15 protein-coding genes are annotated in these 16,661 nt (G+C 60.4%); 5 read left to right on the forward strand and 10 right to left on the reverse strand.

Going from position 1 to position 16,661, the window contains the following annotated elements; translation table 11 throughout:
• Positions 1-166: 166 nt before the first annotated feature.
• Entirely contained in the window at positions 167-1,927 is a 1,761-nt protein-coding gene (locus tag RR51_RS00820) for a cation:proton antiporter (RefSeq protein WP_039612362.1), read from the reverse strand.
• Positions 1,928-2,270: 343 nt separating this feature from the next.
• On the opposite strand from RR51_RS00820, the gene RR51_RS00825 reads away from it, so the two are divergent.
• Positions 2,271-2,756, forward strand: coding sequence for an acyl-CoA thioesterase (locus RR51_RS00825; RefSeq protein ID WP_003260046.1), 486 nt, complete (start codon positions 2,271-2,273; stop codon positions 2,754-2,756).
• Here the strand turns inward: RR51_RS00825 and pdxY are convergent.
• The gene (gene pdxY, locus RR51_RS00830; protein WP_039612363.1) at positions 2,753-3,625 is read right to left on the reverse strand and encodes a pyridoxal kinase PdxY; all 873 of its coding nucleotides are present in this window, start codon (positions 3,623-3,625) and stop codon (positions 2,753-2,755) included. The two genes, RR51_RS00825 and pdxY, sit on opposite strands and share 4 nt — an antisense overlap.
• A 120-nt stretch (positions 3,626-3,745) precedes the next feature.
• Here pdxY and RR51_RS00835 point away from each other — a divergent pair, with 120 nt between their 5' ends.
• A complete protein-coding gene (locus RR51_RS00835; RefSeq protein ID WP_015272369.1) occupies positions 3,746-4,138 on the forward strand; it encodes a DUF3301 domain-containing protein in 393 nt (130 codons plus the stop codon).
• Here RR51_RS00835 and RR51_RS00840 read toward each other — a convergent pair whose 3' ends face one another.
• From RR51_RS00840 to zigA, 3 genes are read right to left on the reverse strand one after another with little or no spacing between them, the layout of a single operon-like run.
• Positions 4,139-5,110, reverse strand: a complete 972-nt coding sequence (locus RR51_RS00840; protein WP_039612364.1) for a CobW family GTP-binding protein — start codon at positions 5,108-5,110, stop codon at positions 4,139-4,141.
• A gap of 42 nt (positions 5,111-5,152) precedes the next feature.
• Positions 5,153-5,779 (reverse strand): DUF1826 domain-containing protein, encoded by a 627-nt coding sequence (locus RR51_RS00845; RefSeq protein ID WP_013974848.1) that lies wholly within the window; start codon positions 5,777-5,779, stop codon positions 5,153-5,155.
• The gene (zigA, locus tag RR51_RS00850; protein ID WP_039612365.1) at positions 5,776-6,984 is read right to left on the reverse strand and encodes a zinc metallochaperone GTPase ZigA; all 1,209 of its coding nucleotides are present in this window, start codon (positions 6,982-6,984) and stop codon (positions 5,776-5,778) included. The genes RR51_RS00845 and zigA overlap by 4 nt, the downstream gene beginning before the upstream one ends.
• 201 nt (positions 6,985-7,185) lie before the next feature.
• On the opposite strand from zigA, the gene folE2 reads away from it, so the two are divergent.
• Entirely contained in the window at positions 7,186-8,091 is a 906-nt protein-coding gene (gene folE2, locus RR51_RS00855; RefSeq protein WP_039612366.1) for a GTP cyclohydrolase FolE2, read from the forward strand.
• Here the strand turns inward: folE2 and RR51_RS00860 are convergent.
• Positions 8,075-8,602, reverse strand: a complete 528-nt coding sequence (locus RR51_RS00860) for a DUF3617 domain-containing protein (RefSeq protein WP_015272374.1) — start codon at positions 8,600-8,602, stop codon at positions 8,075-8,077. The genes folE2 and RR51_RS00860 overlap by 17 nt on opposite strands.
• A gap of 131 nt (positions 8,603-8,733) precedes the next feature.
• Between RR51_RS00860 and cls the strand changes: the two genes are divergently transcribed.
• Positions 8,734-10,173 (forward strand): cardiolipin synthase, encoded by a 1,440-nt coding sequence (gene cls / locus RR51_RS00865; protein WP_039612367.1) that lies wholly within the window; start codon positions 8,734-8,736, stop codon positions 10,171-10,173.
• 140 nt (positions 10,174-10,313) lie between these two features.
• On the opposite strand, the gene cfaB is transcribed toward cls, so the two are convergent.
• Positions 10,314-11,498, reverse strand: a complete 1,185-nt coding sequence (gene cfaB, locus RR51_RS00870; RefSeq protein WP_039612368.1) for a C17 cyclopropane fatty acid synthase CfaB — start codon at positions 11,496-11,498, stop codon at positions 10,314-10,316.
• A 207-nt stretch (positions 11,499-11,705) separates the two neighbouring features.
• Here cfaB and lpdA point away from each other — a divergent pair, with 207 nt between their 5' ends.
• Positions 11,706-13,106, forward strand: coding sequence for a dihydrolipoyl dehydrogenase (lpdA, locus tag RR51_RS00875; protein WP_039612369.1), 1,401 nt, complete (start codon positions 11,706-11,708; stop codon positions 13,104-13,106).
• A 660-nt stretch (positions 13,107-13,766) separates the two neighbouring features.
• Here lpdA and RR51_RS00880 read toward each other — a convergent pair.
• From RR51_RS00880 to RR51_RS00890, 3 genes are read right to left on the reverse strand one after another with little or no spacing between them, the layout of a single operon-like run.
• Positions 13,767-14,924: an MFS transporter gene (locus RR51_RS00880; protein ID WP_039612370.1), complete on the reverse strand. Its 1,158-nt coding sequence runs from the start codon at positions 14,922-14,924 to the stop codon at positions 13,767-13,769.
• Between the two features lie 31 nt (positions 14,925-14,955).
• Entirely contained in the window at positions 14,956-15,327 is a 372-nt protein-coding gene (locus RR51_RS00885) for an ethanolamine utilization protein EutQ (RefSeq protein ID WP_039612371.1), read from the reverse strand.
• On the reverse strand, positions 15,324-16,652 hold the full coding sequence (locus RR51_RS00890; RefSeq protein WP_082044624.1) for an NAD(P)/FAD-dependent oxidoreductase: 1,329 nt from the start codon (positions 16,650-16,652) through the stop codon (positions 15,324-15,326). The genes RR51_RS00885 and RR51_RS00890 overlap by 4 nt, the downstream gene beginning before the upstream one ends.
• Positions 16,653-16,661: the final 9 nt, after the last annotated feature.

Raw genomic sequence — 16,661 nt, forward strand, 5'->3', positions numbered from 1 at the left:
TTTGGGAGCGGGTTTACCCGCGAAGAGGCAGGCACAGAAATGGGAAACTTATGGCCTAGTGCCACCGGCATAGTTAAAATCGCCAGGCTTTCTGCGCCTGGCGACATCGCTACCGCTCCATCCCCTCGGACGACGGTGAAATCTTGCGCAGGGAGCATTGCTCTCTTCAGTGCGTATTCTCGCGGCTGTTCTCCAGCGTCTCCAGCAAGGCAATCTGCATGCGCGTATGCACGCGGATAAACCAGCGCCACAGCAAGGCCACCACCACCGCAGCCACCACGGCGATCACCAGCAGCAGCTCGCTGGTCGGTAGAATGCTCGCCGACAGCGCCGATAGCAGCAGGAAAATCACCAGCAGCGACAACAACGGGATCACCTCGGCAATAACTCGGCGCACGCGCTGAGTATGCCGTCCGGCCGTTTCCGGTTTGACGCCCATCTCCGCCAGCAGCATCGACAGCGCCTTGAGCTTTCGATAGGCGGCAATCAGGAATGGCAGCGACAGCAATAGCGCTGCGCCCCAGATCAGCGCTTTCTGTTGGCTGGTATCGCTGACCCACTCGCTGAGCCAGTTGCCGATCCGCCCGGCGAAATAGCCACCACTGAAGAAGATGGCGATCACCAGCGCCAGGTTCACCCCAACCTGCAACAGGATGCGCCGGATCATCGCCGCGAGCATGGCGCTCTCGCCTTGCGGCTGGATGCTCCGCAACCATTCGCCATACAACGACAACACCCGCGCCAGGCGGCTGGGCACCACCTTGCCCAGCTTGAGCGACAGCGGGTCGGCGGCACGGATCAGGTAGGGTGTCAGCAGCGTCGTGATTGCCGATACCGCCACAGCCACCGGGTAGAGGAAGTCGCTGGTCACCTGCAGAGTCATGCCCAGCGCGGCGATGATGAAGGAAAACTCGCCAATCTGCGAAAGCCCCATGCCCACCCGCAGCGATGTACGCCCGTCATTTCCGGCAATGAACGCGCCCATGCCACACGACAACATCTTGCCCAACACCACCGCCAGGGTAATGACCACGATTGGCCAGGCGTAGTCGATCAGCACCTGGGGGTCGATCATCAGGCCGATGGCGACGAAGAAGATGGCGCTGAACAGGTCGCGTACCGGTTCGATCAGGCTCTCGATCTTCAGCAACTGGCGCGATTCGGCCATGATCGCGCCAATCAGGAAGGCGCCAAGCACCATGCTGTACTCGAGCTTCACCACCAGCAGGCAGAAGCCGAAGCACAGGCCCAATACGGTTATCAGCAGCATCTCGTTGCTTTCGAACCTGGCCACGTAGGCCAGCAGGCGCGGTACCAGCAGGATGCCGATGACCAGCGCGACGATCATGAACAGCGACAGCTTGCCGACAGTGGAGAACACCTCGCCCGAGCTGACCGTACCGCTGACGGCGATGCCCGACAGCAGGGCGATGATGCCGATACCGAGGATGTCCTCGACGATCAGCACGCCGAATATCAGCTGGGCGAAACGCTCGTTCTTCATCTTCAGGTCGTTGAGCGCCTTGACGATGATGGTCGTCGAGGAAATCGCCAGGATGGCACCGAGGAACAGCGAATCCATGGTGCTCCAGCCGAACCAGCGCCCTATCTCGAAACCGATCCAGATCATCAGCACGATTTCCAGGAATGCCGCGATGAACGCCGTGGCGCCTACCTTGAACAGCTTACGCAGGCTGAATTCGAGCCCCAGGCAGAACATCAGAAAGATCACCCCCAGCTCGGCGAGGGTCTTGATGGTGCCTTCATCGTGGATCAGGCCGAACGGTGGGGTGTGCGGGCCGATGATGAAGCCGGCGACGATGTAGCCCAGCACCACAGGCTGCTTGAGGCGGTGAAAGAGAATGGTGACCACGCCAGCAACCAGCATGATGACTGCCAGGTCCTGGATGAAGCTGATGGCATGCATGGCGTGATACTCCTTTTCTCGTCCGTTGCTGGATGCCTGGGCAGACCGCTCCTCTGCCAAGGCAACCCTGAGCGAGCAGCAAGTACATACTGTTTTGAATGCAGGAAAAGCCCATGTTGCATGGGTGTAGTCAGGTTAACATCGCACCCCGCCGCAAAAAGGCGGTGCAATATGCAGAAACAGATCGGCTGGAAAAGCGCCGCTGATGGCATGATCGGCGTGACGATGGAGCGTCAGCCAACGTCCCGTACCAGGAAGGCAAATTCAAAAGAGGGGAACAGAAGTGTCTGCAGATAATGCCCCCCATTCGCCCGATTCCGCGCAACCTCACCGTGAGCACACTATGGAACCTGGAAACGCCCAGCTGAGCATGACCGTCCTGATGACCCCGGACATGGCCAACTTTTCTGGCAACGTACATGGCGGCACCCTGCTCAAGTACCTCGACGAAGTGGCCTATGCGTGCGCCAGCCGCTATGCCGGCAGCTATGTAGTCACCCTGTCGGTCGACCAGGTGATCTTCCGTGAGCCGGTGCACGTGGGTGAACTTGTGACCTTCCTGGCGTCGGTAAACTACACCGGCAACACCTCGATGGAGGTGGGCATCAAGGTGGTGACCGAGAACATCCGCGAGCGCTCGGTGCGCCATTCCAACAGCTGCTTCTTCACCATGGTAGCGGTCGACGACAACCGTCGCCCGGTGCAGGTGCCGCCGCGCCAGCCGCAAAGCAGTGAAGAAAAGCGCCGCTTCCTGCAGGGCCAGCAGCGCCGACAGATCCGCCAGGAGCTGGAAAAGCGCTATCAGGACCTGAAAACCGACGCGATTTAAAGCGCCAGCATCTGTGCCTCGAAGCGCACCCTCGGGTGCGCAATGCGGTCCTGGGCCCGCACCAGCTGCAGTTCATAGCTGGAGCAGGCCTGGGTTTCCAGCAGCACTTCGTGTACGGCCGCAGCAGTGAATTCGAACGCCTGCACCCAGCTGTCGCCGAGCAGGACGCGGGCCAGGAACAGGCCTGAGGTCAGGTCACCCACCCCTACCGGCTGCCGCGGGAACGCCAACAGCGGGCGGCGCAGATGCCAGCTCTGCTCGGCGGTCACCAGCAGCATCTCGAACTGGTCCTCGGCGCGCCCGGGGTAAGCAAGGTGCTTGACCAGCACCACCTGCGGCCCGCGCTGCAACAGGCTGCGCGCCATGTTCACGCAGTCCTCCAGCGACTGCGCTCGGCGGCCACAGAAGCTGTCCAGCTCCAGCTGGTTGGGGCACAGGATATCGGCCCTGGTAGCCGCCTCATCGAGCAGGAACTCGCTCACTTCCGCTGGCACGATACAGCCCTTCTCAGGGTGCCCCATGACCGGGTCGCAAAGGTACAAAGCCTTTGGGTTGACTGCCTTGATCCGCTCGACGCCAGCCAGAATCGCCCGACCTTGTTCGGCACTGCCCAGGTAACCGGACAACACCGCATCGCAATGGCCCAGCTCGCCGATGTTGGAAATGCCTTCCACCAACGCGGGAATTTGCGCGGGGGCAAGCACTTCACCCGCCCACTGGCCATACTGTGTGTGATTGGAGAACTGCACGGTATTGAGCGGCCACACATTGACCCCAATACGCTGCATGGGAAACACCGCGGCGCTGTTGCCGGCGTGGCCGAACACCACGTGGGACTGGATGGCGAGCAGGTGCGGGGTACGTTTCATGCGGGAGGTTTCCAAAGCTGTTTCAGGGATTGTGCGCAACGCAGTATGAACTCGATTGCCACCTGTACGACAGGCCAGGGACGCAGTTAAGCTGGATCGACCTGTTTGGAGCATACGCAAATGTTGACCCTGGAAAACCTCTTCGTCCTGATGCTGGTCGCCACGGCAGGCGCCTGGTTGTGGCACAACCACGGGTTGCGCGAGAAAGCCCTGGAACGGGTCAAACAGCATTGCGCCAAGCTCGACCTCGAACTGCTCGACGACGCGGTCGCACTCAAGCGTATCGCCTTTGTCCGTGACGCCAACGGCCGCAAGCGCCTGGCGCGCGTCTACGCCTTCGAGTTCACCGTCACGGGCGAGCAGCGCCACCCCGGTACCGTGACCCAGTTCGGCGCCCACAGCGTGCAGATCGAACTGGCGCCCTACCCGTTCGAGATCAAGACCCCACCGCGCACCGACAATGTCATCGAGATGCAGCAGTGGCGCCAGGAGCACAACCGCTGGCGCAACTGATCAGCTGACACGACATTCGCTCAACCCGGCCTGCAGCGCGGATTGCGATTGCGGCTGGTCGAAAATCAGCTCGATACGCGTATCCCTGCGCCAGTCGCTGGGCTGCCAGGCGGGCATGTCCCCATTCAGGCCATTGAATGATTGCCAGCCCTCCACGCTGTGGATAACCCCTTTGGCACGCCGCCACGGCCAAGCCCGCAAGAACGCCTGCAACCGCTGTGGATAAAACTGCTGCCCAGGGTGCCAGCGCCAGCCGATGCTCCAACCTCCCTCTCCCTGCTGGGCAAGACAGATCGGCTGCCCGGGATCTGCCCATAGCGCTGTCGGTGGATTTACAAGATTGTCGACAATGCTGTTATCCACAACCGAGCTGTCGACAATGCCATTGGTTATAGCCGGAAGGTCCGACAAGGGCAGCCTACCTTGGACGGTCCAGAATATTTTCTTTCCATAAAATTTATTATTTATCAACAATTTAGTGAGTTCATCCACAGCCTCTGATTTGTTCAAGACAACGCTTTCAGCGGCATCGAACGCCTGCTGTTGAGCCTCCGGAAGCTGCTCGTTCCGGACCATCGACTGCGCGTCCACGACCATCAGCAATGGCTGTATTGTCAGCACTCCAGCCCAAGGGGCTTTTTGCAACTGAGCAAGCAACTGCAAGGGATGACCCAGTCCGGACGGCTCGATGAACAGCCGGTCAGGGCGGGATTTGCGCAGCAGTCGGCCCAGGCCCACCTGGAACGGCATGCCATTGACGCAGCACAAGCATCCACCTGCGACCTCGCCTATGGCGATACCGTCTTCGTCACGGCCGAGCAGGGCCGCATCCAGGCCTACCAGGCCGAACTCATTGATCAATACAGCCCAGCGCTCATTGGCCGGACGCTGGGCCAACAGATGACGGATCAAGGTGGTCTTGCCGACCCCCAGTGGGCCGGCAATCACATGGGTGGGAATGTTCTGCAGCATGGGGAAAAGCTTCGGGCGATGGCGATGCCTCACTATGCGCCGTCAGGCCAGCCAGTCAAGGCTGAGCAGCAGGCGCCCCTGCTGCCCCGATGGCGACCGATGCACCAGGCCCGCACCTTCGTTGCCCTGCCACTTTTCACCTTTGAGCACCGCCACATCGCCAGCTTGCAAGTACTGAACGTTATCCACAGGAAGTATTGCTGTGTGTAAGTTGCCACGAGGGCTCGCGTCCTCTTTCAACCACTCGCTACCTGGGCCTGCGTAGGTAGTGAGCAGACGCAGCGGGACGTTATCCACATGGAAGCGCGGGCACATCGGGCCCGTCAGTACCCGCAGGCGCAAACCTACCCGCTGCGCACCCACCAGGCAGGTATAGGCCGCCACCAGCCAGGCCACATCCGCCACGAATGCCTCATAGCCGTGCAAGTCGGCCGCTTCGCGCAAGAGTTCGGTGAAAACCGGCATGTGCTGCTCATCCACATCGATGACGCGCTGGTCTGCCAAGGGCTGGCCGAGGCTGACCACCAGCGCGGCAAAGTCCTCCAGTTGTGGTGGCAAACGTCGCCGCCATACTGCCAGGTTTACGCCATCCTGCAGCACATCGGTCAGCACCTGCGGTGTCTCGCCAAATACCTGGAAAATATCCACAGGCTTGGATGCAGGGTTCATGCTGCGGCCTCCTCATGCCATGGACCGAACGGATCGGGCAGGCGCAACCAGCCCATGTGCCCCAATTCCATTTCCTGATCGGTCAAAAGGCATGCATCGAGTGCTGTGGATAATTCTTCGAAGTCAATATTCTGCCCGATAAACACCAATTCCTGGCGGCAGTCACCGCTCTCGGCAACCCAGTTCTTCAAGATCGCGGTTGTGTTATCCACATCCTGTGGCCACTGCTCGCGCGGCACGAAACGCCACCAGCGGCCCGCCAAGCCATGGCGCATCATGCCGCCTGCCTGCGACCAGCTGCCGGCTTCCTGGTATTTGCTGGCCAGCCAGAAAAAACCTTTCGAACGCAGCAGGCGGCCATTGCTCCAGGGCGTGTGGATAAAGTCGAAAAAGCGCTGTGGATGAAAGGGGCGCCGGGCCTGCCAGGTGGTGGCGGCAATGCCGTACTCTTCGGTTTCCGGCACATGCTCGCCGCGCAACTCTTGCAGCCAGCCCGGAGCTTGGGCGGCCTGGTCGAAGTCGAACAGGCCGGTGTCGAGGATGCGGTCCAGCGGTACCTGGCCCATGACCATGGGCACGATCTGCGCCCGGGCATTGAGGCTGCGCAGAATGGCCATGAGCTCTTCGCGCTCGTGCTGGCTGATCAGGTCGATCTTGCTCAGCAACAGTACATCGGCGAACTCGACCTGCTCGATCAGCAAGTCACTGATCGAGCGCTCGTCCTCCTCACCCAGGGTTTCGCCACGGCTGGCCAGGCTGTCTGCTGCCTGGTAATCACGCAGGAAGTTCAGGCCATCGACCACAGTGACCATGGTGTCCAGGCGCGCCATGTCGGACAGGCTACGGCCCTGTTCGTCGCGGAAGGTGAAGGTCTCGGCCACAGGCAGTGGCTCCGAGATCCCTGTGGACTCGATCAGCAAATAATCGAAACGCCCTTCTTCAGCCAGCCGCGCCACTTCCTCGAGCAGGTCTTCACGCAGCGTGCAGCAGATGCAGCCATTGCTCATCTCCACCAGCTTCTCCTCGGCACGGTTGAGGCTTACGTTGCGCTGCACCTCGCTGGCATCGATGTTGATTTCGCTCATGTCATTGACGATGACCGCGACTCGCAGGTTGTCGCGGTTACGCAGCACATGGTTGAGCAAGGTGCTCTTGCCGGCGCCAAGGAAGCCGGATAGCACGGTGACAGGGAGACGGTTGGACATGGCGAAACCTCTTCAGGCGAGCGCATTCGAAACGATGCATTGCACGATGTTATAAAGTAACAATACAATTTCGCCAAGCCGTTCGTGATGAATGAGTGCCCACCGGGAGGAAAAATGAACCCGCCACGTGTCTGGGTGCCTCCCCTGGCATGCAGCTTGATCGGTGATGGCCGCTGATCTCCCTTTTGTTTGGAATACCAGATGACTCAGCTCAAGCTCCCCGACATTGCCGCACAAACCCATGAATACGCCTTACCTTTGAACTGGGTGGGTATGTGCGGGATCGCCCAACCTGTACAGTTCGAGGGGCGCACAGCAGCTGCCACGGTCGATGCCGGCGTTAGCCTGGTAGACGGCAGCTCACGCGGTATCCATATGTCGCGGCTTTATCTCGCCCTGGAGTCGTTGGAACATCAGCCTCTGACGCCGCTCACCATTCGCCAGCTGTTGGCTGACTTCCTCAGCAGCCACGAAGGCCTTTCTTCCGCCGCCTATCTGCGTTTGCGCTTCGAGCATCTACTGAAAAGGCCTGCGTTGATCAGCCCGTTGGAGGGTTGGAAAAGCTATGCCGTCACAGTCGATGCAAGAATCGAAAATGAAATGTTCCACGTGGAACTATCCGTTTCTGTGCCTTACTCCTCGACCTGCCCATGCTCGGCGGCACTTGCACGGCAACTGATTCAGCAGCAGTTCCAGGCGCATTTCAGCGCAGAGCAGGTCGACAAATCTGCAGTGCTGCAGTGGCTTGGCAGCGCCGAAGGCATCGTGGCGACGCCCCATAGCCAACGTAGTAGCGCGCAAATCCAGGTAAGGCTGCGCAGCAATCAGCAGGTTCTGCCAATCACCGAGTTGATCGACCGCATAGAAGCAAGCCTGGGGACAGCGGTGCAGACCGCAGTTAAGCGCGCAGACGAACAAGCCTTTGCCTTGGCCAACGGCCAGAACCTGATGTTCTGTGAAGACGCCGCACGACGGCTGCACAAGGCGCTACGGCAAATGGAATGGAGTACGGCCTTCAAGCTGCGCGTGGAACATGCAGAAAGCCTGCATGCCCACGATGCTGTCGCGACCAGCCAGTGGCAATGGGATGTCAGCTGCGCGGCTTGACCGAGCCGCAGTCATTACCCAACCACACGGCACGGGTGTTCATGCTGCCTTGCTGCTGTACACCCGAGGCGTTGAATGTACCGTTGACCTGGGTGGTGAATTCCCGGTCACTGAGGAAAGTCGCCTGGCCACTGCCCTGCGCTTTGGGGCAGCTGAACTGAAACTTCCATACATTGCCGGTGCGGTCGGTTATCTTTTGGGTACAACCTGACTTCGGGTCCTGCAGAGGGATATCGTTGGTTGCCACCTGTTCTGGCGTCAGGCACGAGCGCACCCCCTTACCCCCAACAGTCACTCCCTGCTTGGCCAGCACCCCTTCCATCATCGCGCGCTGCTCTGGCGGCAGGTTCTTCAACTGGCCAAGCATGAACTCCATATCGGGCAACGGCTTGCCATCGACCTGCATGTTGCTGGTGGTCAGCTCCCACAAACCTGGCTGTAGCATCTGAGCATGCACCAGCGGGCTGCTCACACCTAGGGCCAACGCCAACAGTGGCAGACGAATCTTCATGGACGAACGCTCCTGGAAAAAGCCGGCCAAGCGGGCCGGGCTGAGCCTTAGACGCCAAATCCCCCTGCAGGTTGCAAGGCGGACCGGGAACGTGTTCTGTTACTCAAGTGTACTCGGCAAGCAGGATGCATATGGACTACCACAGCCCCTACTTCTTCGGTTACCTACTCGGCCTGGTTCACCTGCTGGGTATCGTCGCCGCGCTGCACGCACTGTTCACCGTGCGCACTGCCCAAGGCGCAATCGCCTGGGCCATGCCGTTGTTCTTCATCCCTTACCTCACCCTGATCCCTTACCTGATTTTCGGTGCGCGCTCGTTCTATGCCTACATCAAGGCCCGGCGCCAGGCCAACCAGGAAATGCATGTGGCCATGGCCGACCTCAACTGGCGGCCTTGGGTAGAAGAAGCCCTCACGGCCCGTGAGTCGGAAAGCTATGCGGCGTTGCGCGCCATGCCCAAGCTCGGGCGCATGCCCTGCCTTGCCAATAACGAGGTGAAGCTGCTGATCGATGGCAAAGCAACATTCGATGCAATATTTGCCGCCATCGAAAAAGCCCGCGACGTGGTGTTGGTGCAGTTCTTCATCATCCATGACGACAACCTTGGCAAAGCGTTGCAGCAACTGCTGCTGCGCAAGGCCGCCGAGGGGGTGCGGGTGTTCGTGCTGTATGACCGTGTCGGCAGCCATGCCTTGCCGGCAAGCTACAGCCAGTTGATGCGCGACGGTGGTGTACAGATTCATGCCTTCGCAACCCGTCGGGGCTGGTTCAACCGCTTCCAGGTTAACTTCCGTAACCACCGCAAAATCGTGGTGGTGGATGGCTTGCTCGGTTTTATCGGCGGGCACAACGTGGGCGATGAGTACCTCGGTGGCCACCCGCAGCTTTCACCTTGGCGCGACACCCACGTGCAGATCAGCGGGCCGGTGCTGGCCTGCCTGCAGGAGTCGTTCGCCGAGGACTGGTACTGGGCCACGCGCCAGCTACCGCCGCTGATTCTGCCGGACGCCTACCCTGACAACGGCGTGCTGTGCCAAGCCTTGGCCAGCGGCCCGGCCGATCCACAGGAAACCTGCTCGCTGTTCTTCCTTGAGGCGATCCATTCAGCCACCCGGCGCGTGTGGATCACCAGCCCGTACTTCATCCCCGACGAGGCGGTGTTCGCCGCGTTGCGTTTGGCAGTACTGCGTGGGGTCGATGTGCGAGTGCTGATTCCGTCACGCCCAGACCATCGCATCGTCTATGCCGCCTCCAGCCTTTTCGCCTTCGAAGCGGTACGTGCGGGTGTACGCATGTTCCGCTACCAACCGGGCTTCCTGCATCAGAAGGTGGTGCTGGTGGATGACGATGTCAGCGCGATCGGCAGTGCCAACTTGGACAACCGCTCGTTCCGCCTGAACTTCGAAATCACCCTGCTCACGGTCGACCGCGGCTTCGCTGACCAGGTCGAGAAAATGCTGAGCAATGACTTTGAACAGGCACGGGAAATTACTGCGGAGGACAGCCGCGATACTCATCGGCTGCAGCAACTGGGGATGCGGATTGCTCGGCTGATTTCGCCGATTCTGTGAAGCGTAAGCGCCCTCTCTGGGTATCGCACACCTTGTGGGAGCGGGTTTACCCGCGAAGACGTCAGTGGCTGTACCGACGCATTCGCGGGTAAACCCGCTCCCACAGAGTATGGTGTCGCGCTTGCGTACTTTTTAGCAATTCAGCGATATAGGTCTTCACGCGTCCAGGGCAGATCATGGTGCCCATCGGGGTAGGGTTTAACTGCCAGAATCTGATGCAGGTTGATCCAGCCTTTCTGGAAGGCATAGGCACACCCGGCCAGGTACAGCCGCCAGATGCGCAAGGTCTTCTCGGGCACCAGCGCCGCCGCCTTGTGCAGCTGGTTCTCCAGGTTCTCGCTCCAGTGGTGCAAGGTCTTGGCGTAGTGCAAACGCAGGCTTTCCACGTCTACCACTTCCAGCCCCGCTTCACAGATGCTGGCACTGATCATCGACAGGTGCGGCAGCTCGCCATGGGGGAAGACGTAGCGATCGATGAACTCGCCAGCGCCACGCCCGACCGGGCGACCATCCACATGCTTGGCGGTGATACCGTGATTCATCACCAGCCCCCCTTCCCTCACGGCACCGAACAGCTTCTGGCTATACAGCGCCAGGTTGGCATGCCCGACATGCTCGAACATGCCAACGCTGACAACCTTGTCGAAGCGGCCGTCCTGAGGCAGGTCGCGGTAGTCGAGAATCTGCAGGTCGACCTTGTCGGCCAACCCCTCTGCCTTCACCCGCTCGCGACCGAGCTTGAGCTGCTCCTTGCTCAAGGTGATACCAAACACCTTGGCGCCATATTCGCGAGCAGCGAAACGCGCCAGCCCACCCCAGCCGCAGCCAACGTCGAGCAGATAGTCACCCGCTTCCAGGCGTAGCTTGCGGCACAGATGATCGAATTTGTCCTGCTGTGCCTGATCCAGCGTGTTGTCCGGTTCACGGAAGTAGGCGCACGAGTAGACCATGTCCTGATCCAGCCATAGCTGGTAGAACGCGTTTGAAACATCGTAATGGTAGGAAATCGCTTCGGCGTCGGTGCTCTTGTCGTGGGCCTGACGCTGCGGTGGGGTGTCGTCTTCGTCGGTCAGTAGCGCTTCGCTCAGTTCGTCGCATACGCGGATGGCTTCACCAATATCGCCTTCAAGCTCCAGCTTGCCTTCGACGAATGCCGTACCCAGCTGGTCCATGCTCGGGTGGCTCAACTGGCTGATCAGCTGTGGCTCCTTGACCAGGATAGTGACCTGCGGGCTAGGCCCCAGATCGAACTGGTTACCGTCCCACAGTTTCAGCCGCAGCGGCAGATGCAGGCTCTGCAGTGCCGGTGGAAGTTGCGCAAGCATGAACGACCCTCCTGTCCGTATTTGGCCACGACGCCTGATATTTCGAACGTCGCCGGATCAGAGTAGTTCATTCGTGGGATGTTTCCTCTAAACGAGACCATGGTCTAGAACCAACTAATCTTATGCACATCGCGGATTGTATACAATTCTTGCATCTCAGCTTAACCTTGTGCCCCTCTTGCGCTTCTTCATCCTGGAGTTGAACCCATGAAATCCTATGACGTGGTGATCATCGGCGGTGGCCCTGGCGGCTACAACGCAGCCATCCGCGCCGGCCAACTGGGCCTGAGCGTAGCCTGCGTGGAAGGCCGCTCGACCTTGGGCGGCACCTGCCTGAACGTGGGCTGCATGCCCTCCAAGGCACTGTTACATGCTTCCGAGCTGTACGAAGCCGCCAGTGGTGACGAGTTCGCTCACCTCGGTATCGAGGTCAAACCTACCCTCAACCTCGCCCAGATGATGAAACAGAAGGACGAGAGCGTGACCGGCCTGACCAAGGGCATCGAGTACCTGTTCCGCAAGAACAAGGTCGACTGGATCAAGGGCTGGGGTCGCCTGGATGGCGTCGGCAAGGTCGTGGTCAAGGCTGAGGATGGCAGCGAAACCGCACTGCAGGCCAAAGACATCGTCATTGCCACCGGCTCCGAACCTACGCCCCTGCCGGGCGTGACCATCGACAACCAGCGCATCATCGACTCGACCGGCGCGCTGTCGCTGCCACAGGTGCCCAAGCATTTGGTCGTCATCGGAGCTGGCGTGATCGGCCTCGAATTGGGTTCGGTATGGCGCCGCCTGGGCAGCCAGGTCACGGTCATCGAATACCTCGACCGCATCTGTCCGGGCACCGACGAAGAAACCGCCAAGACCCTGCAGAAGGCCTTGGCCAAACAAGGCATGGTGTTCAAGCTGGGTAGCAAGGTGACCCAGGCGAACGCCAGCGCCGATGGCGTGAACCTGACCCTGGAGCCAGCAGCTGGCGGCACCGCAGAAACGCTGCAGGCCGACTACGTACTGGTCGCCATCGGCCGCCGCCCCTATACCAAAGGGCTGAACCTGGAAAGCGTGGGCCTGGAAACCGACAAGCGCGGCATGCTCGGCAATGACCACCACCGCACTTCCGTGCCGGGTATCTGGGTGATTGGCGACGTCACCTCCGGCCCGATGCTGGCGCACAAAGCCGAAGACGAAGCGGTGGCCTGCATCGAACGCATCGCCGGCAAGCCCCACGAGGTCAACTACAACCTTATTCCTGGCGTGATCTACACCCGCCCGGAGCTGGCCACCGTGGGCAAGACCGAAGAGCAGCTCAAGGCCGAAGGGCGTGCTTATAAAGTAGGCAAGTTCCCGTTCACGGCCAACAGCCGGGCCAAGATCAACCACGAGACCGAAGGCTTCGCCAAGGTCATCGCCGATGCCGAGACCGACGAAGTGCTGGGTGTGCACCTGGTAGGCCCAAGTGTCAGCGAGATGATCGGTGAGTTCTGCGTGGCCATGGAGTTTTCGGCCTCGGCAGAAGACATCGCCCTCACCTGCCACCCCCACCCGACCCGCTCCGAGGCCTTGCGCCAGGCAGCGATGAATGTGGACGGGATGGCGATGCAGATCTGATGCGAGATAACCGGGGGCTGCTTTGCGCCCCGTCGCGACACAAGGCCGCTCCTACAGGAAACTGCGTTCTCCTGTAGGAGCGGCCTTGTGTCGCGATGGGCTGCTGAATTTAGAGAATAAAAACTGTCGCAGGAGGGTCCCGTCTTTCGCGGTCTGCAGCCTCTTGGAGAGGAAACGCAAAACTGTCGCAATGGCCAAAAATACCGGTTGAGACTGATGCGCTAGAGAATAAAAACTGTCGCAGCCAGGGACCGCAAGGCTTTGGTGCACGTTTAACAGCACCAGCGGCTGAGCAGACGTCGGGTCATGATTCATCGACGAGGGATGAAATAGGTAACGAGACCGATGATCATCACCCAGATGTGGGTTGAACTGTCGATCGGGGTTCCAAATGCCCAGGCCAACTCAACCTCATCCTAGCAACTCGACGGCCTATTGCCTCTATTGGTCTGGACGCCGTGATGGCCCTTGGCGGAGGGCAGCAAAAGGCCAATTGCTAACCTTCGTGATAGGCCAAGTTCGACCCATTGCAGCCCGTCGCATCAGGCATAACCGGCCAAAGTGGTCGTTAGCCTGAGGTCTATAAAACTAGGGGTGATTCACCTCTCACTCACCGACGGGACCGCATAGCAATCTCGATATACCACGGTTGCAGCCGCTTCACGACAACCTTGCCAATGACACATCAACGCCGGATTTATTCCTCATAAAGCAAACAACCATCGCCGTTACACCAATGCCAAACAGATACAGCGCTTGTGGACCGGCATGCTCCATCATCGCCCCTGCAACCAGCGGCCCGATGGTCGCGCCAATGCCAAAGGTCATCAGCAGCACCCCGGCCACCGATACACGCAATTCCGGCTCCAGGTTGTCATTGGCATGGGCAACGCCCAGCGGGTACAAACAGAACTGCAAGAAGCCGATGGCAGCCCCCGTCAACATGATCCACAGCTGCCCTGATGCCAGCCCGAAGGCCAGCGGCAAGTAGGCGATGCACAGTAATGCGGCGGTAGCGCGGATCAAGGTGATGCGGGAAATATGATCCGACAGTTTACCCAGTGGTAGTTGTGCCAGCAGCCCGGCGGCAATGCTGACGGCCATGAACTGCCCGACCTGCGCCGGCGTAAAGCCCATTTGCGCAGCAAAGATCGGCGTCAGCCCATACAGGCAACCGTTGAGCAATCCCGAGGCAAGAATCGTGAACAACGATTGAGGAAGTCTGCGCAGGTACAGCATCGGCTTGATCCGGGCCTGGCTGATGTTGCTCGGCTGGGTGCCGTTGTGCAGGGCCACGGGGATCAAACCAATGGCAAAGGCCATGGCCACGCCCGTCAACGCCAAGGTGTCCAGGCCATCCCCAAGGCTGAGCATCAGTTGCCCTAGCATCATGCCGACATAGCTGGCCACCATGTACAGCGACATGGCGCCGCCTCGCCGGCCGACCGGTGCGCAGTCGTTGAGCCAGCTCTCGATGACCATCAACTGGCACATCATTGCCGCGCCAACGACAAAACGCAGGGCAAGCCACAGCAGCAAGCCATCACTGAGCTGGTGCGAGAGCACTGCAGTGACAATGACCCCGGCGCTCACCACAAAGGCTCGTGCATGGCCGACCAGGCCAATCAGCCAATAACCCGAGCGGGCTCCCAACACCATGCCCAGCGCGTTGCCAGCCATAAGCGCACCGCCCCATAGCTGCGCCACACCGGAGGCATCCAGGCGCAGGGCCAGGTAGGTCATCAGCAGGCTGGAACCCAGCTGCATCAACAACGCAGCGACATAGATCGTGCCGAACCGTTTGGATAGTGCGAACAATTGGGTTCCCCAGACCAGGCGTGGTCGGTAGTCAGGCAAGGCCGTGGCGCTGTTTCCAATCACCCGGGTACACCACATAACCGAACAGCGCGTGGCCTGCATACACCAGCGCCGTGCCTTCGGGAATCCACAGCACCTGACCGGGCGACACGCGATACACCTCGCCGTTGGCCTGGAGCTCAAAACAGCCCTCAATGACAAAAATCACTTCGTCGTAGAGCACTGTCCAGGCCACTTCGGCACCTTCCCAGCGGGCAAAGCCGATGCCCAGGTTTGGCGACACTTCGTTGCTGATGGCGCGTGCTACCCACGCGTCACCTGGCGGGCCGCCCCGCTGGACAAAGTCCAGGTCCCGGTGGTCGACCAGACGCACCGGGCCTTTGCCGCTTGGCGCGCGGCTCATACTTCGCGCCTGCTGTTGAACGCTGCCCAGCGGATCCGGGTGCGCACCCCCATGCCCAAGAACGGCTCAGGTGGGTTACGCGAAGGCATGCCAGTCACTGCGCGGATGTCACTCAATTGCCGGGAGTCCGCCCCCACTGCCATGTCCGCCAGCAGTGTTCCGGAGATGGTGCCCCAGGCCGCGCCCACACCGTTGTCGCAGGCAGTGGCGTAAACACCGTCATCGAGCTGGCCGAAGTAGTTGGTAAAGTTGCGCGAGATCGCATAGACCCCGCCCCAGGTATGGGTGAACGGCACCTGTGCCAGTTGCGGATAGCGCGCCGCGAAGGCCTTGCGATGGTCCTCGCGGATCTTGTTGCGGGTGGCATCGGTGATGCTGCGTCCGTAGCGAGGGACATGCTTGTAGGTATTGCGGATGATCAGGCGCCGGTCCTGGGTCATTCTTACAGTAGTACCGGCGTGGTCAGCTGGGGTCAGGCCCCAGTCGGCCTGGGCGCCAACCGCCGCCATCTCGGCATCGCTCAGTGGCCGCGTCCAACTGGCGAAGGTCATCACCGGCAGCAGCCGGTTGCGCAGGTAGCCGAACTCCTGGGTGAAAATGCTGGTGCCCAGCAATACCTGCGGAGTGCGGATCAGGCCGTTGTCGCCGCGCAACAGCCACTTGCCGCTGGGGTCTTTCTGAAGTGTGCGGATTGGCGACTCTTCAAGCACTTCGACGTTGCCGGGAAGTGAACCACCCAAGCCACGTACCAGGGCAGCAGGCTGCATCAGGAAGCAACCGGGCGTGTAAATGGCGCGGCTGTAGTAGCGGCTACCGAGTACATCGGCCAGTTCGTCACGCCCGACTACGCGATAGGGCTCGCCCAGGTCGGCCATCAGTTTTTCAAAGTGATCCAGATAACCCTCGCCACGTTCTCCCACCGCGCCCTGGTATTTGCCCGCATGGGACCACTGGCATTCGATGCTGTGACGGCCGATCAATGTCTGCAGCTGATCGATGGCTGAGCGGTTCAGGCCCAACAGGCGTTGTTTGTGCTGTGGGTCGGGATGTTCGAGGGCGAACTTGTGCGGCAGGTCGATGACGAAACCCGAGTTGCGCCCGGAGGCGCCGTAAGCAATTCGCTGGGCATCCACCAGAATGATGCGCGCCTGCGGCAGGTGCTCGGCCAGGCGCCGTGCGGCGGCAAGCCCGGCAAAGCCGGCGCCGATCACCACATAGTCGGCGTTCTGTTCGCCACTCAGGTGCTTGCTCGGCGCAGGTTCTGGCAACGCGGCATACCAGCCGCAGCTGCGGTCATCGTGAGGCAGATTGACGATACTGTTCATGGTTCGGCC

Origin of the sequence: Pseudomonas sp. C5pp, assembly GCF_000814065.1 — a bacterium.
Lineage (GTDB): Bacteria > Pseudomonadota > Gammaproteobacteria > Pseudomonadales > Pseudomonadaceae > Aquipseudomonas > Aquipseudomonas asiatica.